Raw genomic sequence first — 15,217 nt, forward strand, 5'->3', positions numbered from 1 at the left:
TTTTTTATAAGGTCTTCCATTTCGCATAGCTCAGGAGGGACATCATGCATTTATACGGTACACAAAAAATCAATGAAAAAGGCCATTTGGCGATCGGCGGCACGGATGCTGTAGATCTGGCAAAAGAATATGGCACACCGCTTTTTGTATATGATATTCAATTATTCCGGGACCGGGCGCGTGCTTTCAAAAAAACTTTCGAAGACGCGGGAATCGGCTACCAAGTGGCCTACGCCAGCAAAGCTTTTTCAAGCATCGCTATTTATCAAGTGGCCGCCCAGGAAAACCTGTCATTGGACGTTGTATCTGGCGGGGAACTTTACACAGCGCTTCAAGCAGGCTTCCCGAAAGAGAAAATCCATTTCCATGGCAACAATAAAAGCGAAGAAGAACTTCGCATGGCATTCAAAGAAGAAATCGGCTGCATCGTTGTCGATAATTTTTATGAAATCAGCCAGTTGAAGAAACTTTCTGAAGAGCTTGCACGACCAATGAATATACTGCTGCGCGTAACGCCGGGCATTGAAGCACATACACATGATTACATCACGACGGGTCAAGAAGATTCCAAATTCGGCTTTGACTTGAACAACGGCCAAGCGGATTTGGCGTTTAAAGAGACGCATGAGCATCAGTTCCTGAACTTGCTGGGCCTGCACTGCCACATCGGTTCTCAGATTTTCGATACGGCAGCTTTCAGCATGGCAGCCGAAAAACTGGTCGGCAAAATGGCGCAATGGCGGGAAGAAACAGGCTATACGTGCCCAGTATTGAACTTGGGCGGCGGCTTTGGCATCCGCTATACTGCCGAAGACGAGCCATTGGAGCCTTCTGTCTATGTCAAAGACATGATCAGCACGGTCAAAGAAACAGCGGCGGTACAGGATTATCCACTGCCGGAAATTTGGATTGAACCAGGCCGTTCGCTTGTCGGTGATGCCGGTACAACGCTTTACACGATCGGCTCGATGAAAGAAGTGCCGGGCACGCGGAAATACGCTGCTGTCGACGGAGGCATGTCGGATAATATCCGCCCCGCTCTTTACGGTGCGAAATACAGTTCACTGATTGCCAATAAAGCGGAAGCAGCCGCAACCGAACAGTACACCATCGCTGGGAAATGCTGCGAGTCAGGTGACAAGCTGATCGAACAAGCAGACTTGCCGCTTGCTGAAGCAGGAGACATCCTTGCAGTATTCTGTACAGGTGCCTATGGCTACTCGATGGCCAGCAATTACAACCGCTTAGCGCGCCCAGCCGTCGTTTTCGCTGAAAACGGCAACCATCAACTCGTCGTCAAACGCGAAACGCTTGAAGATTTGGTGAAGCAGGACATGTCTTACGCGTTGCAGGAACAAAAAGGATGAAAAAGAGTAATTTAATTTTATTGGTGATTCTCTTAGTGATGGCGATTGCCTGGGGAGTTGTCTATTGGCTCTTTTTAGCGGAAAATGTCGCAGCCGTCTGACTGCATGGAAACTTGAGTTATTTGCGAATCTATAGTAGGATGGAAAAAGCCGTTTAAAGACGAAAATGAGGGATTGAATATGTTATTTAGATATAAGAAATCTTTTGAAAAAATCGCGATGGGGCTTCTTTCATTCATGCCTAAAGAGCGTGAATTGAAGAAATTGCAGCAGACAATGCATATATACGAAGAAAATCCTGATTGGCAATTATTCCTTTGGAAAAAGGGTGAGGATTTTGTCGGCCTATTAGGGGTGGAAGTGAACGAAGATCATTTTACGCTCCATCACGTTTCCGTCAACCCGTCCCATCGGGGAGAAGGCATCGGACAAGCCATGATTGAGAAAATCCAGCAGCTTATGAATGGAAAAGAAATGCGCACGACGGATGAAACGGAAGCATTCATCCGCAAATGCATGGATAAGAAAGCCCGGACTTAGGCTTAATGTTTCTAGATTCTACACAAAAAGGCACTGGATTAAATTCCAGTGCCTTTTTAGTTTGATTTAATTATTATATTAAAATAAAGAAATTGAATTGAGCTAGTTAAAAGTGAAAATAAATTGCCGAAAGTGCGTCATTTTTACTGAGGCTTTCGCTTCATGTTTTATAATTCCAGATTTCTTTTTTTGCGTTGTTCGCGCAAATTAATAATGGACGTCCGGTCTCTCAAACGATGTTTGTGCATGATGTAATGTGGATCCTGGGCTTCAAGGGGATGTTCCAGCATGTATTGCGCAATTGATGCCTGGAGTGCCTGGGAATCGACCGGAATGTCGAAATGGCCGAAAGGCTCGCGTTCAGTCACAGCAGCGATGGCGTTATTGAGATCTTTGATCAATTGGTCGTGGTCGAAGCCTTCCACCCAAATGCCGGCGTCAGCGAGTTTAGCCCGAGAGCGGATAAACGAGCGCAGGGCGCCGGGATAATTGCTGCGCCGCCAATGGTACATGCCGACCGCTAATTGGATCCAACCGGTCAATGGATGCATTTTATCTTTTGGTGCAAGAGACTTCCAGTATTCCTCGCCGACTTCATGGCATTCGAAATAATCTTTTTCATTATTGAAATGGATCAAGTATTGGATAAACAGCTTATGTTGGAGTGGGTGCATTTTGATCACCTTTCTACTATAATAAAGGAATATGGATTATTGCATAAATATATAAGAATCTATATTAAGTTGGATTAAAAAATAATATATTGAAAATAGCTCCGGTCGCTTTGGGCAGAGCAAAGACGATTGTTTCTGCGACTTTACGCTAGCTTCGAAACATGAAAGTGCGTAGCTCCTGCGCAAGCTCGTCGCTAAGGAGTTGCCAAAAGTATCTGGCACTCCTTGGTTCTCGCAATGAATCGAGAAGACCGCTCGTCTCATTGCTAAGAAACTTTCTGCTTCTGCATCGCTGGGCTAGCTTCGAAGCAAAGGAAATGGTCCAAATTCCATTTGGCCATCTCCTTGCCTAGCCCTTTGACGCGCCTCCGCTAAGAGATTTCTCGATATGGAGCAAACCAGCGGAGACGCCTGCGGGAAAGCGAGACAGCCGAGACCCCGCAAGGAGCGAAGCGACTGAGGAGGCTTGGCGCTCGTCCGCGGCAAGCGCAGCTGGTTTGCGGAATATCGATTATGAACATTTATTATTTCAACTTATATATATTAAACTAACAGTCAGGTGGCGGACCATGTCATATGAAGTAAAAGTTGATGCCTTCGAAGGCCCTCTTGATTTATTATTGCATTTAATACATCGTTTGGAAATCGATATTTACGATATTCCTGTTTCACAAATCACTACACAGTATATGGAACATATCCGGGCTCTGCAAGTCCTGGAACTCAATGAAGCAAGCGAGTACCTTGTGATGGCGGCGACGCTGCTGGCGATCAAAAGCAAAATGCTGCTTCCTGTCCATGAAGGGGAAATGGACGACATCTCTTTTGATCTTGAAGAACAGGACCCGCGCGACGAATTGGTTTCACGCTTGGTCGAATACCGGAAATTCAAAGAAGCTTCCGGAAAATTAAAGGAGCTTGAAGAAAATCGTTCGGTTATCTTTACGAAAGCGCCGATGGATCTTTCTGAATTTCAAGCCGACGCACAAGCTGAAAACGTTGATTTGGAAGTTAATGCGTTTGATATGCTGGGCGCATTCCAGAAGATGCTGCGCCGCAAACAAATGAAGGCACCGCTGTCTGCCCGTGTAGCGCGTCATGAAATCTCGATCAAAGACCAGATGTCCTCGATTGTTGGGCGCTTGAAACTTGCCAAAGGCCGGACGCCATTTACTGAATTGTTTCCTTCAAATGACAAAACGGTGCTGGTGATATCGTTCTTGTCGGTGCTGGAACTGATGAAGCGGCAAGTGATTCAAGTTGAGCAGGAAAAGAATTTTACAGATTTGATGGTGGAACTTAAAAAAGAGGAGTGGGAATATGAAGACGACTCTTTCGAGTAAAATAGAAGCGCTGCTGTTTGTTGCAGGCGATGACGGATTGACAATGAAGCAGCTTCAATTTTTGACCGAAGCGGATCAACAGCAGATTTTAACAAGTGTCGATGAATTGACACAAAAATATAAAGCACCTGAAAATGGCATTTCCCTGAAAGAACTTGCAGGGGTTTACCAATTAGTGACCAAGCCGGAAGTGGCGGACATCATCCAGAAGCTGGTAGAGAACCCGACGCCGCAAGCTTTGTCTCAAGCCTCTCTGGAGGTGCTGGCGATCGTTGCTTATAAACAGCCGATTACGCGCCTTGAAATAGAGGACTTGCGCGGGGTTAAAAGCGAAAAGCCGCTTCACACCCTTGCTGCGAAAGGTTTGCTGCAAGAAGCAGGGAGAGCCGAAGGCACTGGGCGGGCCATTCTTTATGGCACGACCACGGAGTTCCTGAACTATTTCGGCTTGAAGAACTTGGATGACCTGCCTGCTTTGCCGGATGAAGCAGAAGAAAGCGCAGACGAAGAAACAGATTTGTTCATGACGAAATTTCAGGAAGCTTTTAAAGAAGAAGCTGTAGTTTAATGTTGGGCCGTTGGAAGACTGTGGATCGGAGCAGTCTTCTTTTCTTTGGCAGACGCGCTTTTCCGGCTTTAAGACCTGAGCTATGTGCTTTCGCTTTGGCCGGAAATGTGACATAATTCCGAGAGAGACGAACGGATAAATCACTGTTTTAGCAATGGCGTTTCCGCTTTTCTATGCCCGTGTTTAAGGGCAGCAAATATATCAATGAGGTGAACTTATGGAGAGATTACAGAAAATGCTTGCACATGCAGGCGTTGCATCAAGACGCAAGTCGGAGCAATTGATTTTGGACGGCAAAGTACGGGTCAACGGAAAAGTGGTCAAGGAGCTGGGGACGAAAGTATCCCAGAACGACACGATTGAAGTTGAAGGTGTCCAATTGGAGAAAGAACAGAAAGTCTATTATTTATTATATAAACCGCGCGGCGTGATTTCGGCGGTTAGCGATGATAAAAACCGGAAAGTCGTCACAGACTTTTTCAGCGATATTGAAAAACGCATTTATCCGGTAGGGCGCTTGGATTACGACACATCCGGTTTGTTGATCATGACAAATGATGGTGAGTTCGCGAACTCGCTGACGCATCCGAAATTTGAAATCGATAAGACCTATGTGGCGCGCTTGAAAGGCATACCGGCCAAGGAAGATCTCCAAAAGCTTGAACGCGGCATCAAATTGGAAGATGGCATGACCGCTCCTGCGAAAGTCAAACTCTTGTCGGGCGATAAGAAAACAGGCAAAGCGATTGTCCAGATCACGATCCACGAAGGGCGTAACCGCCAAGTCCGCAGAATGTTCGAGGCAATCGGCTTCCCGGTGCAGAAATTGAGCCGTGAGCAATTCGCATTTTTGACGCTGAAAGGCTTGAATGCAGGGGAATCACGCGAGCTGTCAGCGCATGAAGTGAAGCTTTTACGCGTATTGGCGGATACAGGCAAGCGCAACTAACGTTCACAAACACTTCAAAAGTGGTCGCTGTAGCCCAGTGAAACTTTGCTATAATTGAATTTGCATTCTGGCCTCGAAGGGGGAAGTAAATTGAACGGAAAAAAGAATAAGAAAAAGACCAATCGCCTGATTATGCGTTCGGTGATCTTGCTGCTGCTGATTGCGGCAATCGGCTACACCATCTACAATAGCGCGACAGCTGATGACGTCAGCCTGCTTGAAGTCGGTGATGACGCGCCTAACTTTTCATTGACGGACCTTGATGGGAATCAGCATAAACTGTCGGATTATCGCGGGCAAGGAGTATTCTTGAATTTCTGGGGTACTTGGTGTGAACCGTGCAAAGAAGAAATGCCGGCAATGGACAGCCAGTACGGAGAATATAAAGACCAGGGAGTCCAAGTGTTAGCTGTCAATATCGCCCAATCGGATTTTGAAGTGCAGTCATTTTCTGACCAATTCAAATTATCATTCCCGATTGTCATCGATAAAACGAAAGACGTCATGACCGCATATAATATCCGCCCTTTGCCGACAACTGTGCTGGTGAATCCGGAAGGCAAGATTGAACGGGTCGTCACAGGTGAAATGACAGAGCAAGATATTAAAGGGTATATGGAAGAAATCAAACCTGAATAAGGAGTTTTTTCGGATGGAGAAAATGCAATGCACGTGCGGCCATATAAATCCGCCCGGAACTGTTCTTTGCGAAGCCTGCGGGCGGTCTTTGACTGAAAAAGAACAAAACAGCAAGCTTGTAGACATGCGCTACGAAGGGACGGCTAGGCGTTCCCAAACCTATAACAAATCGATTGTCGACAAAATTTGGAATTTCTTTTCCAGTGTCAAAGTCGGTGTCTCTATCATTGTGGCCCTTCTTGTTGCGGCTGCAATCGGTACCATCTTGCCGCAGGAACAATATGTCACTGTTCCGGTGCGAACAGACGCAACGATTGAAGCTTATTATTCAGACGTTTATGGCAGCATCGGGAAAGTCTATTATTTCCTCGGCTTTAATGATTTATACAATTCCTTCTGGTTTATTATCCTCGTCGGCATGCTGGCGATTTCGCTGATCATTGCCAGTTTGGACCGTTTTGTGCCGCTTTACCGTTCACTGAAGAATCAGCGCGTTCTGCGCCACCAGAGCTTTATGAACAAGCAGCGCATTTACGCTGAAGGTCCGGCAGATGCGGATTCGATGCAAAAAGCGGAAGCGAAATTGAAGGAATTGAAATACAAGGTATCAACTGACAAAAACGGCCTATTGGCTGAAAAAGGCAGATTTTCCCGTTGGGGCCCTTATGTCAACCACATCGGGCTCATCATCTTCCTGTTCGGCGTCATGCTTCGGATGATGCCAGGATTCTACGTAGACGAAACTTTATGGCTGCGGGAAGGCGAAACGCGGGCAATACCGGAAGCGCCAGGTTATACGCTGGAAAACAAAGGTTTTGAAGTGGAGAACTACACAGGCGAAGATGGCGAGGAAAAATTCGGTGAAGCGCTTGACCGCGTAGGCACAGTCGCGAAGAATTACCAGACCGATGTCGTGCTGTACCAAAAGCCTGAAGACGCGCTGCCGGGTGAAACGAATCTTGAAAAAGTGAAAGAATACCCGATCCGTGTTAACCAGCCGCTGAAATTCGACGGCTACGCCGTTTACCAGATGGATTTCAAAGAAGATGAACTGAAAACCATGACATTCGCATTGACGAATAAGGAGACAGAAGAGTCGCTTGGCAACTTGACAATCGACTTGATCAATCCTGAAAAAGAATACACGCTTGACGGTGGTTCCGTGGTGAAACTGCTTGGCTATTACCCGGATTTTTCCGGTTTTGAAGACGGGGAACCTCAAACGAAAACCCCGCTGCCAAACAATCCAGGCTTTCTGATCGAAATGACGACGCCTGAAACGCCGCAAGGGGAAACGAGCTTCATCACGATCCAGAATACCGTCGAACCTTTTGGCGACAATGACTACAAATTGGCTTTCCAGAGCGTTGAAACCCGTGACGTTTCCGGTCTGACCATCCGCAAAGACCGGACGTTGCCGATTCTTGGCTTAGGCGGATTAATCTTCATGATCGGCGTTGCGCAGGGCATGTACTTTAACCACCGCCGCTTCTGGATTCAACAGCAGGCAGATGGCGGAATCATTTTGGCGGGCCATACGAATAAAAACTGGTTCGGCTTGAAAAAAGATCTCGACCAAGTTAAAGAATACGCATCGCTTCCTGCTTATACCGATCAACAGGAGGAAATTGAGAAGCTCGAGAAAGAGGAGGCTGAATTGACGCCATGAGTTTAACTGACATTAGCTCCAATCTACTGTATGTTGCATTCATTTCCTATCTGATTGCAACATTCGTATTCGGTGGAGCTGTAAAAGGCAATAAAGCCGGTACATTCAAATCAGAAAAGCGTTGGGGAACCATCGCTTTCGCTATCACCGTGTTCGGATTTCTTGCAAACCTCGGCTATTTCTTTACACGCTGGGGAGCTACTGGGCACGCACCGCTTAGCAATATGTTCGAATTTACGACAGCGTTCGGCATGACGCTTGTCGGTGGATTCATCGTTATTTACGCATTATACAAAACACCGGTTATCGGCATGATCGTACTTCCGGTAGCGCTATTGATCATTGCTTTCGCAAGCATGTTCCCGAGCGAAGTGAGCCCGCTGATTCCTGCTTTGCAATCGAATTGGCTTGCAATCCATGTCAGCACAGTTGTTATCGCGGAAGGGATTCTGGCAATCAGTGCAGCAGCCGGGCTGGTGTTCTTGCTGAAAGAAGTCGATATGACGAAAAAATCGAAACAGCGTTTCTGGCTGGAAGCGATTATGTACTCGCTTGTTCTCGTCATAGGTTTTGTTGTGGCCAGCACTTATTTCACAGCGACTGGCTATGAAGCAGAATTTACGTATGTCGACAAAGAAGGCGTAGATGCTGCTATTACGTACAAAATGCCGCCGATTTTCGGCATGAACGAATACACGCAAATGACTGAAGGCACATTGACGCCATTCGTTGAAACGCCGGCGGTCGTCAATGCCAGCAAATTGACGACTGTTGCGTGGTCGCTGATTTTCGGTACCATCCTTTATTGGATCATCCGTTTGATTGCGCGCAAGCGTATTGCGGCACTCTTGAAGCCGTTCGTTAAAAACGTCAATCTCCAGCTGATGGATGAAATCGGCTACCGTGCCATTATTATCGGCTTCCCCGTGTTTACACTGGGTGCGTTGATTTTCGCCATGATTTGGGCACAGATTGCCTGGTCCCGCTTCTGGGGCTGGGATCCGAAAGAGGTATGGGCATTGGTCACTTGGTTGTTCTACGCTGCATACTTGCATTTGCGCCTTGGAAAAGGCTGGCAAGGCAAAAAGTCTGCTTGGCTTGGCGTAGCTGGTTTTGCGATCATCATGTTCAACTTGGTCGCTGTTAACTTGATCATCGCCGGCCTCCATTCTTACGCTTAAAAGCTACGCAAATAATTTTAGACACATAATATGAGCCTTTTCCCTTAGTGGAAAAGGCTTTTAATTTATTTTTCCAAATCTTGACGGTACAATGAAAACTAAGATACAAAAGTTGGAGGGGTTATTATGTCAGAGGAAGTTACCATCCTGGTTGTGGATGATGAAGAGAGAATTAGGCGTTTATTGAAAATGTACCTTGAGCGTGAAGGCTACCTGGTTGAAGAAGCGGAAAACGGTGTTCAGGCACTTGAAATGGCCACTGAAAAAGACTACCATTGCATCCTGCTGGATCTTATGATGCCGGAAAAAGACGGTATCGAAGTGAGCACAGAATTGCGTGAAAAGAAAATGACGCCGATTATCATGCTTACAGCCAAAGGCGAAGAAGCAAATCGCGTAGAGGGATTTGAATCCGGCGCAGACGATTACATCGTCAAACCGTTCAGCCCGCGTGAAGTCGTACTGCGCGTCAAAGCGATTTTGCGCAGATCTTCCGCTTACTCGCCGATCACAAAATCATCGGTGTCGAAAGACTTGGTGGTCTTTCCGCATTTGACGATCGACCATGACGCCCATCGCGTGACGGCAGACAACGTCGAAGTCAATTTAACGCCGAAGGAATACGAACTCCTGTACTTCCTGGCGAAATCACCGGATAAGGTGTTTGACCGCGAACATTTGCTGAAAGAAGTGTGGCATTACGATTTCTTCGGAGATTTGCGGACAGTCGATACGCACGTAAAACGCTTGCGGGAGAAATTGAACCGGGTATCCGAGTCAGCTGCTAAAATGATTGTTACCGTTTGGGGAGTAGGCTATAAATTCGAGGTAGGCAATGAATAGGTTGTGGAACAGTGTCGTCGGGAAGCTATGGATTACCATATTGCTTCTCGTTTCTTTTGTGTTGTTCATTGTTACTGTGCTGCTGCTCGAATTTTTCGGTAATTACCATAGTGAATCGGTGGAAGAAACCTTGAATAAGGAAGCTGCCACAATAGCCCGCATCTTCAATGACCACGGGGAGTTTGAAAACTCTTTACTGATCATGGAAGATATCCTGGGTGCAGAGACCAATGCGGTTATCGCCGAAGTGCCGGAAGAAAGCTCTTATTTTATACATGAAGGGCTTAACGGCGATCAATTGCGCAAAACGATTTTGCAAGAACCTTCTTTCCAGAAGGTGTTTGAAACCGATGAGACGGTAATGAAAGAAATGCTGCTGCCGTCGTTAACGGAAGAGAATATGATGGAATCTTATATTGTTCTGGCCAGCCCCTTGCAGACGGGGGAAGAGGAACACGGTGTCGTCTTCATCTACCAGTCGCTCGAGGTGATGGACCGCACAGCGGAACGTACCACCAATATCGTTTTTTTATCAGCATTCATCGCTTTTATCCTGACAACTGTTTTTGCATTTTTTCTCTCGACGCGCATCACGTCACCGCTCCGCAATATGCGGGAGGGGGCTTTTGAATTGGCGAAAGGGAATTTTGATACGAAAGTGAAGGCGACGTCAAGCGATGAAATTGGCCAGCTTGCCACCGCCTTCAACCAGATGGGCCGGCAGCTGAAACACCACGTGGAAGTCATTAACCAGGAGAAGGAACAGCTCTCCAGTATATTGACTTCGATGGCAGATGCCGTCATCACGTTCAACCAGGACCGGACAATTCTGTTGAGCAATCCTCCCGCCGAGAAGTTGCTTCAGCAATGGCTGATGAAACGCGGCATGGAAAAAGGCGACCCGTTGCCTTCGGAAATGGAGCATATGCTCGAACACGTTCTCGATTTCGAAGAGGAAATCGAAGAAGAGCTGGAAATGGAAGGCGCATACTACGCCATCACCTTCAGCCCGTTGTACAGTGGAGATTCGATCCGCGGCGCTGTGGCCGTCTTGCACAATATGACGGAACAGCATCGCTTGGAGAAGCTCCGCGAAGACTTTATCGCCAATGTATCCCATGAGCTGCGGACACCGATTGCGATGCTCCAAGGCTATAGCGAAGCATTGCTCGACGACGTTGGCACTTCAGAAGAAGAGCGGCGCGAAATGACTAAAATCATTTATGAAGAATCCCAGCGTATGGGCCGGCTAGTGACGGACTTGCTGAATTTAGCACGGATGGAATCGGGCCATATGCGCCTGTACCGCCAAGTAGTCCAGCTCAACTCCGTTATCGAACGCATGACGCTGAAGTTCCAGCCAATCGCCAAAGAACAAGGCATAGAACTGGACTTCGAAAGCGTCATTGATGATTGGGCGGCCGCTGAACTGGACGAAGACCGCATTGAACAGGTCATGACCAATTTGATCGACAATGCGATCCGGCATACCCCTCAAGGAGGAAACGTCAAGGTCCTTATCGAACAACAACAAGGCTACGCAAAAATATCAGTGAACGATACCGGTGTCGGCATACCGGAAGAAGATCTGCAATACGTTTTTGAACGCTTTTATAAGGCGGACAAAGCAAGAACGCTCGGCAAAGGCGGAACCGGCCTCGGCCTCGCCATTGCAAGCAACATCATCAATGCCCATGGCGGCAAAATCTCCGCAGAAAGCGAAGTCGGCAAAGGCACTTCCTTCATCTTTTTATTGCCGTTGAAAAAAATGTAACTTTATGTGGAGGAGAACGACTAATCTACGAACGGGGGGAGTATATGAATGACTCCGTTTTCCATCGCCTATACGACGAGTACCATCAGGATGTATTCCAGTTCCTGATTTATCTGGTGAAAAACAGGCACTTATCCGAAGATTTGATGCACGAGGTATACATTCGGGTGTTCCGGGCTTATGACCGCTTTGAGGGCAAGAGCTCTGAAAAGACCTGGCTTTTTTCCATTGCCAAAAACGTGGCGATCGACCATTTCCGAAAAACGGCGGTCAGGAAAAAGCATTCGACGGATTTTTTCGATTGGGAAACGCAGCAGCTGGTTTCAAAAGAACGTATTCCTGAAGAAGTAGCTGAACTGAACGAGGACAAAATCCTTCTTTATACAATGCTTGATGAGTGCACGGGTGATCAGAAAATGGTCATCATCATGCGGTTTTTCCAAGATTTATCGATTGCTGAAACGGCAGATGTGCTCGGGTGGACAGAAGGCAAAGTCAAAACCACTCAACATCGCGCCATTAAATCGTTGCGTGAAAAAATAAGCGCAAAGGAAGGGGGAGCAATGAATGCCGAATAACAGATGGGACGATGACCACATCGAAAATTTGTTGCGGGATTTCCCCACAATCCGGGATGACCGGACGAAAGAAGAAGTCTATAGCCGTCTGGATAAGAAAGCGGCGGTGAAAAAACAGCCGAAACGTTGGCTGCCGTTGCTTGTTGCCGCCCTTGCTTTCATCACAATCGGATTTTTGGTCGCATCCATTCTAAATCAGAATGGCATCGACAGCGCGTTCACGCTGAACGAGCAAAATGCAGAAAGCACTGCTGACGAAGCACAGGAAGCTTCGACCCAAGAAGCGGAGTCGGCGGATTCGGCAAAAGAAGAGTCAAGCGGCAGCTCGGGCAGTGATGGACAAGAACCTGCCGCATCAGAAGAGTCGGCTACGACGTATCAAGATGACAATCCGCAATCGGCGCGAACTGCCGTTTATGAAGAAGAGCTGGAAGGATTTACACTGTTCACCATTGGCCTGACTGAAAACGCGATGGTCATTCCAGTCGGCTTTTTGATACCCGATGCCCAAATCGCCAGTGATTTCGGCAATACAGCGCCAAATTCCGTAGAGCTTTACAATAAATACGCCAGCCAGATTGATGAAAAGGCTATCGGTTTCAATGAATACCACCCTTATCTTGGGCAATTATCGATGGAAGGCCGCACGGTCAAGCATTTATTGCCTGCAGACCACCAATACGATTTAGCATCGGCAAGCTATGAAGTTTATATAGCCTCGCTGCAGGAAACGTTCACGGATGCCGATGAAATCCTCATTCAAAATGAAGATGGCACTCCAGCGGAATTCGATCAGATCGGACCGATGGAACCTGTAAAACCAGCGGTTGAAAACGTCGCCTATTATGCCCACACCACAGATGGGGGCGAAACATATTTGGTGCCAGGCTATAATATGCCGCACGCTACTGCGAAAGAAGCGGTGGAAGCCCTGAAATCATCACCGTCAGACTTGCACCAGAATACAATTCCTGAAACCATTGACTATACGGTTACCGAGACGGACACGTCTGTTACCATGAATTCACAGCGGAATTCGATTTCGGGTCGCTCGAAGAGGCAGAGGGGGCGCGCATGCTTGAAAGCTTGGCGCTGACAGCGAAAGCGTTCGACAAAACCGTTCAGCTTGAAAACACCAAACAACAGGAATGGAGCGGTTTGGACCTGAGCCGCCCGCTTCCGGAACCGGTTGCTCCGAACGGGGCAGCGTGGAAAGTGAAATGAATTCTTCCTTTTGAACAGCCAAAGCCATTGTCCGGATTGCCCGGACGATGGCTTTTCGCATTTTCAATTCAAGCAAATGTCCCTCAAACGTCCAATAGTGGGCGTGCAGGCAAATTATTGAGCATTCTTGTTTACATTACAGCTTCTTTACACTAGAATTAGGATGTAAAATAAAATATCGATTCATCTTCGGGGCAGGGTGAAAGTCCCTACCGGCGGTAATTGAACATTGTTCATAAGCCCGCGAGCCGTAAAAAGCAGGATTTGGTGAGATTCCAAAGCCGACAGTATAGTCTGGATGGGAGAAGGTGAAGGTGCGGACAGTGCCGCCTATAACTAGGCGATACGTTTATTAAATGTGCCTTTTTCTCCCTTAAGCGCTTGTTGCTTAAGGGTTTTATTGTACGGCCGCATTGTCCAAGCCTTTCTTCTGGTGAATCACGACAAGGAGAGAGGAATATGAAGAACAAAAAATTGCAATCGATGGTTGCAATCGGAATGTTGAGCAGCATTTCATTTATTTTAATGCTGTTCAACTTCCCGCTGCCAGCTTTACCTGCATTTTTAAAAGTTGATTTTAGTGATGTGCCGGCTTTGATCGCCGCAATCACAATGGGGCCAGTGGCCGGAATCCTCGTCGCGTTTTTTAAAAACGTGCTGGATTGGTTATTTGCTGGAAGCCCGACCGGAGTGCCTGTAGGGCATATGGCGAACTTTGCGACAAGCATTTTGTTCATCCTGCCGGTATATGTGATCTACCGTAAATTCTCATCTAAAAAAGGCATGGTATTTGGTCTTGCTGCTGGTACGCTATCAATGGCAATCGGCATGAGCTTGTTGAACTACTTGGTGTTCTTGCCAATGTACACCTACTTCCTGAACATGCCTGCACAAACAGGCAACGCGCTTTTCGGCACGATTGTTCTTGGGATTCTGCCGTTCAACCTGATCAAAGGCTTGGCCTTGACTGCGGTTGTCCTGCTCATGTTCAGCAGCATGCACACATGGATTGAAAAACAGCGGCGCTATTACCTGCCACAATAAATAGAACAAAGGCACCGAAGCGATTGCTGCTTCGGTGCCTTTTTGTATGTAATAAGCTTTTCATTTCGCTCTAGGCGGACGCTTTCCGCGGGGTGGGCATGAAGCCTCCTCAGCCCGCTTTGCGCGGGCTTCCGGGGTCTCCATTGACCCACTGATCCCGCAGGAGTCGCCGACTTCCGCTTCATTCAAAGGTATTTCTTAATAGCGAATTATTTCTTTTATTTAAGTAGCTGAAAAATTAAAAACCTGCATATTCTTGCTGATAATCAGATATGGAGCAAAACAGTCCGACTCCCAAGGGAGCAGTGAAGCGATGAAGTGCCGAAATCCACTCGGGCTTTAGCACGAGTTAGTTCGGCGCAAGCCCGCAGGAAAGATATGGCCGAAAGTAGTTAGGGCATATCTTTGCGACGAAGCAGCGCAGCTATGCAGGAGCATATGTTTTAGCGGGCTGTTTTGCGTAATATCGTCTACATTTTCCAATATATAAAAAAACACCAAAGCTTTTAAGCTTCGGCGCTGTCTGTTGCAGATCAAATCAATCTTCGTATTTAAGGGCATCTCCGTCGAATGGTGCATCTGATACTTTAATAGAATCAGTCGGGCAACCTTCGAACGCATCTTCCATGTCTTCTTCCAATTCGTCTGGAACTGCGGAAGTCCCCATGTTATCATCTAGAATAACAAACGCGATTCCTTCGTCGTCATAATCATAAACATCCGGTGCAGCTGCTCCGCAAGCGCCGCAAGCGATACAAGTATCCTTATCGACAATGGTATACTTAGCCATATTAGTTTCCCTCTCCTTTATCTCCGAACAAGTT

The 15,217-nt window shown here is 47.1% G+C and carries 16 protein-coding genes and 1 riboswitch; of the genes, 14 read left to right on the forward strand and 2 right to left on the reverse strand.

The window, feature by feature from the left end; all coding sequences use genetic code 11:
• The first annotated feature begins 44 nt into the window (after positions 1–44).
• The gene (gene lysA / locus EGV91_RS03375; protein WP_135500767.1) at positions 45–1,367 is read left to right on the forward strand and encodes a diaminopimelate decarboxylase; all 1,323 of its coding nucleotides are present in this window, start codon (positions 45–47) and stop codon (positions 1,365–1,367) included.
• A 180-nt stretch (positions 1,368–1,547) separates the two neighbouring features.
• Complete coding sequence (locus tag EGV91_RS03380) at positions 1,548–1,907, forward strand: GNAT family N-acetyltransferase (protein ID WP_135500768.1); 360 nt, start codon at positions 1,548–1,550, stop codon at positions 1,905–1,907.
• A gap of 167 nt (positions 1,908–2,074) precedes the next feature.
• Here the strand turns inward: EGV91_RS03380 and EGV91_RS03385 are convergent, their stop codons facing one another.
• Positions 2,075–2,581, reverse strand: a complete 507-nt coding sequence (locus tag EGV91_RS03385) for a DUF309 domain-containing protein (protein ID WP_135500769.1) — start codon at positions 2,579–2,581, stop codon at positions 2,075–2,077.
• 569 nt (positions 2,582–3,150) lie between these two features.
• On the opposite strand from EGV91_RS03385, the gene EGV91_RS03390 reads away from it, so the two are divergent.
• The 12 genes from EGV91_RS03390 to EGV91_RS03440 all read left to right on the forward strand — a co-directional run bounded on the left by EGV91_RS03390 (position 3,151) and on the right by EGV91_RS03440 (position 14,393).
• On the forward strand, positions 3,151–3,924 hold the full coding sequence (locus EGV91_RS03390; protein ID WP_135500770.1) for a segregation/condensation protein A: 774 nt from the start codon (positions 3,151–3,153) through the stop codon (positions 3,922–3,924).
• The gene (gene scpB, locus EGV91_RS03395; RefSeq protein WP_135500771.1) at positions 3,902–4,492 is read left to right on the forward strand and encodes an SMC-Scp complex subunit ScpB; all 591 of its coding nucleotides are present in this window, start codon (positions 3,902–3,904) and stop codon (positions 4,490–4,492) included. Before EGV91_RS03390 ends, scpB begins: the two co-directional genes overlap by 23 nt.
• Before the next feature lie 217 nt (positions 4,493–4,709).
• On the forward strand, positions 4,710–5,441 hold the full coding sequence (locus tag EGV91_RS03400; protein WP_135500772.1) for a pseudouridine synthase: 732 nt from the start codon (positions 4,710–4,712) through the stop codon (positions 5,439–5,441).
• Between the two features lie 90 nt (positions 5,442–5,531).
• Positions 5,532–6,080: a thiol-disulfide oxidoreductase ResA gene (gene resA, locus EGV91_RS03405; RefSeq protein WP_277751534.1), complete on the forward strand. Its 549-nt coding sequence runs from the start codon at positions 5,532–5,534 to the stop codon at positions 6,078–6,080.
• Between the two features lie 13 nt (positions 6,081–6,093).
• The gene (resB, locus tag EGV91_RS03410; RefSeq protein ID WP_135500773.1) at positions 6,094–7,749 is read left to right on the forward strand and encodes a cytochrome c biogenesis protein ResB; all 1,656 of its coding nucleotides are present in this window, start codon (positions 6,094–6,096) and stop codon (positions 7,747–7,749) included.
• Positions 7,746–8,930: a c-type cytochrome biogenesis protein CcsB gene (gene ccsB, locus EGV91_RS03415; protein ID WP_135500774.1), complete on the forward strand. Its 1,185-nt coding sequence runs from the start codon at positions 7,746–7,748 to the stop codon at positions 8,928–8,930. Before resB ends, ccsB begins: the two co-directional genes overlap by 4 nt.
• 126 nt (positions 8,931–9,056) lie before the next feature.
• A complete protein-coding gene (locus EGV91_RS03420) occupies positions 9,057–9,773 on the forward strand; it encodes a response regulator transcription factor (RefSeq protein WP_135500775.1) in 717 nt (238 codons plus the stop codon).
• On the forward strand, positions 9,766–11,547 hold the full coding sequence (locus EGV91_RS03425) for an ATP-binding protein (RefSeq protein WP_135500776.1): 1,782 nt from the start codon (positions 9,766–9,768) through the stop codon (positions 11,545–11,547). The genes EGV91_RS03420 and EGV91_RS03425 overlap by 8 nt, the downstream gene beginning before the upstream one ends.
• 44 nt (positions 11,548–11,591) lie before the next feature.
• A complete protein-coding gene (sigX, locus tag EGV91_RS03430) occupies positions 11,592–12,125 on the forward strand; it encodes an RNA polymerase sigma factor SigX (protein ID WP_135500777.1) in 534 nt (177 codons plus the stop codon).
• Positions 12,115–13,221: a hypothetical protein gene (locus EGV91_RS03435; RefSeq protein ID WP_241666095.1), complete on the forward strand. Its 1,107-nt coding sequence runs from the start codon at positions 12,115–12,117 to the stop codon at positions 13,219–13,221. Before sigX ends, EGV91_RS03435 begins: the two co-directional genes overlap by 11 nt.
• Positions 13,200–13,349, forward strand: a complete 150-nt coding sequence (locus tag EGV91_RS17325) for a hypothetical protein (protein WP_241666096.1) — start codon at positions 13,200–13,202, stop codon at positions 13,347–13,349. The genes EGV91_RS03435 and EGV91_RS17325 overlap by 22 nt, the downstream gene beginning before the upstream one ends.
• A gap of 181 nt (positions 13,350–13,530) precedes the next feature.
• Positions 13,531–13,663: riboswitch (FMN riboswitch) on the forward strand.
• A gap of 145 nt (positions 13,664–13,808) precedes the next feature.
• Positions 13,809–14,393, forward strand: coding sequence for an ECF transporter S component (locus EGV91_RS03440; protein WP_135500778.1), 585 nt, complete (start codon positions 13,809–13,811; stop codon positions 14,391–14,393).
• A 538-nt stretch (positions 14,394–14,931) separates the two neighbouring features.
• Here EGV91_RS03440 and EGV91_RS03445 read toward each other — a convergent pair.
• Positions 14,932–15,183, reverse strand: coding sequence for a ferredoxin (locus EGV91_RS03445; protein WP_135500779.1), 252 nt, complete (start codon positions 15,181–15,183; stop codon positions 14,932–14,934).
• Positions 15,184–15,217: the final 34 nt, after the last annotated feature.

Origin of the sequence: Planococcus koreensis, assembly GCF_004761975.1 — a bacterium.
In the GTDB taxonomy this organism is placed as follows: domain Bacteria; phylum Bacillota; class Bacilli; order Bacillales_A; family Planococcaceae; genus Planococcus; species Planococcus koreensis.

What these genes read in the sequence shown, in the direction of transcription:
- lysA (WP_135500767.1), top strand. Translation starts at nt 45, where the DNA reads ATGCATTTATACGGTACACAAAAAATCAATGAAAAAGGCCATTTGGCG.
- EGV91_RS03380 (WP_135500768.1), top strand. Translation starts at nt 1,548, where the DNA reads ATGTTATTTAGATATAAGAAATCTTTTGAAAAAATCGCGATGGGGCTT.
- EGV91_RS03385 (WP_135500769.1), bottom strand. Translation starts at nt 2,581, where the DNA reads ATGCACCCACTCCAACATAAGCTGTTTATCCAATACTTGATCCATTTC.
- EGV91_RS03390 (WP_135500770.1), top strand. Translation starts at nt 3,151, where the DNA reads ATGTCATATGAAGTAAAAGTTGATGCCTTCGAAGGCCCTCTTGATTTA.
- scpB (WP_135500771.1), top strand. Translation starts at nt 3,902, where the DNA reads ATGAAGACGACTCTTTCGAGTAAAATAGAAGCGCTGCTGTTTGTTGCA.
- EGV91_RS03400 (WP_135500772.1), top strand. Translation starts at nt 4,710, where the DNA reads ATGGAGAGATTACAGAAAATGCTTGCACATGCAGGCGTTGCATCAAGA.
- resB (WP_135500773.1), top strand. Translation starts at nt 6,094, where the DNA reads ATGGAGAAAATGCAATGCACGTGCGGCCATATAAATCCGCCCGGAACT.
- ccsB (WP_135500774.1), top strand. Translation starts at nt 7,746, where the DNA reads ATGAGTTTAACTGACATTAGCTCCAATCTACTGTATGTTGCATTCATT.
- EGV91_RS03420 (WP_135500775.1), top strand. Translation starts at nt 9,057, where the DNA reads ATGTCAGAGGAAGTTACCATCCTGGTTGTGGATGATGAAGAGAGAATT.
- EGV91_RS03425 (WP_135500776.1), top strand. Translation starts at nt 9,766, where the DNA reads ATGAATAGGTTGTGGAACAGTGTCGTCGGGAAGCTATGGATTACCATA.
- sigX (WP_135500777.1), top strand. Translation starts at nt 11,592, where the DNA reads ATGAATGACTCCGTTTTCCATCGCCTATACGACGAGTACCATCAGGAT.
- EGV91_RS03435 (WP_241666095.1), top strand. Translation starts at nt 12,115, where the DNA reads ATGCCGAATAACAGATGGGACGATGACCACATCGAAAATTTGTTGCGG.
- EGV91_RS17325 (WP_241666096.1), top strand. Translation starts at nt 13,200, where the DNA reads ATGCTTGAAAGCTTGGCGCTGACAGCGAAAGCGTTCGACAAAACCGTT.
- EGV91_RS03440 (WP_135500778.1), top strand. Translation starts at nt 13,809, where the DNA reads ATGAAGAACAAAAAATTGCAATCGATGGTTGCAATCGGAATGTTGAGC.
- EGV91_RS03445 (WP_135500779.1), bottom strand. Translation starts at nt 15,183, where the DNA reads ATGGCTAAGTATACCATTGTCGATAAGGATACTTGTATCGCTTGCGGC.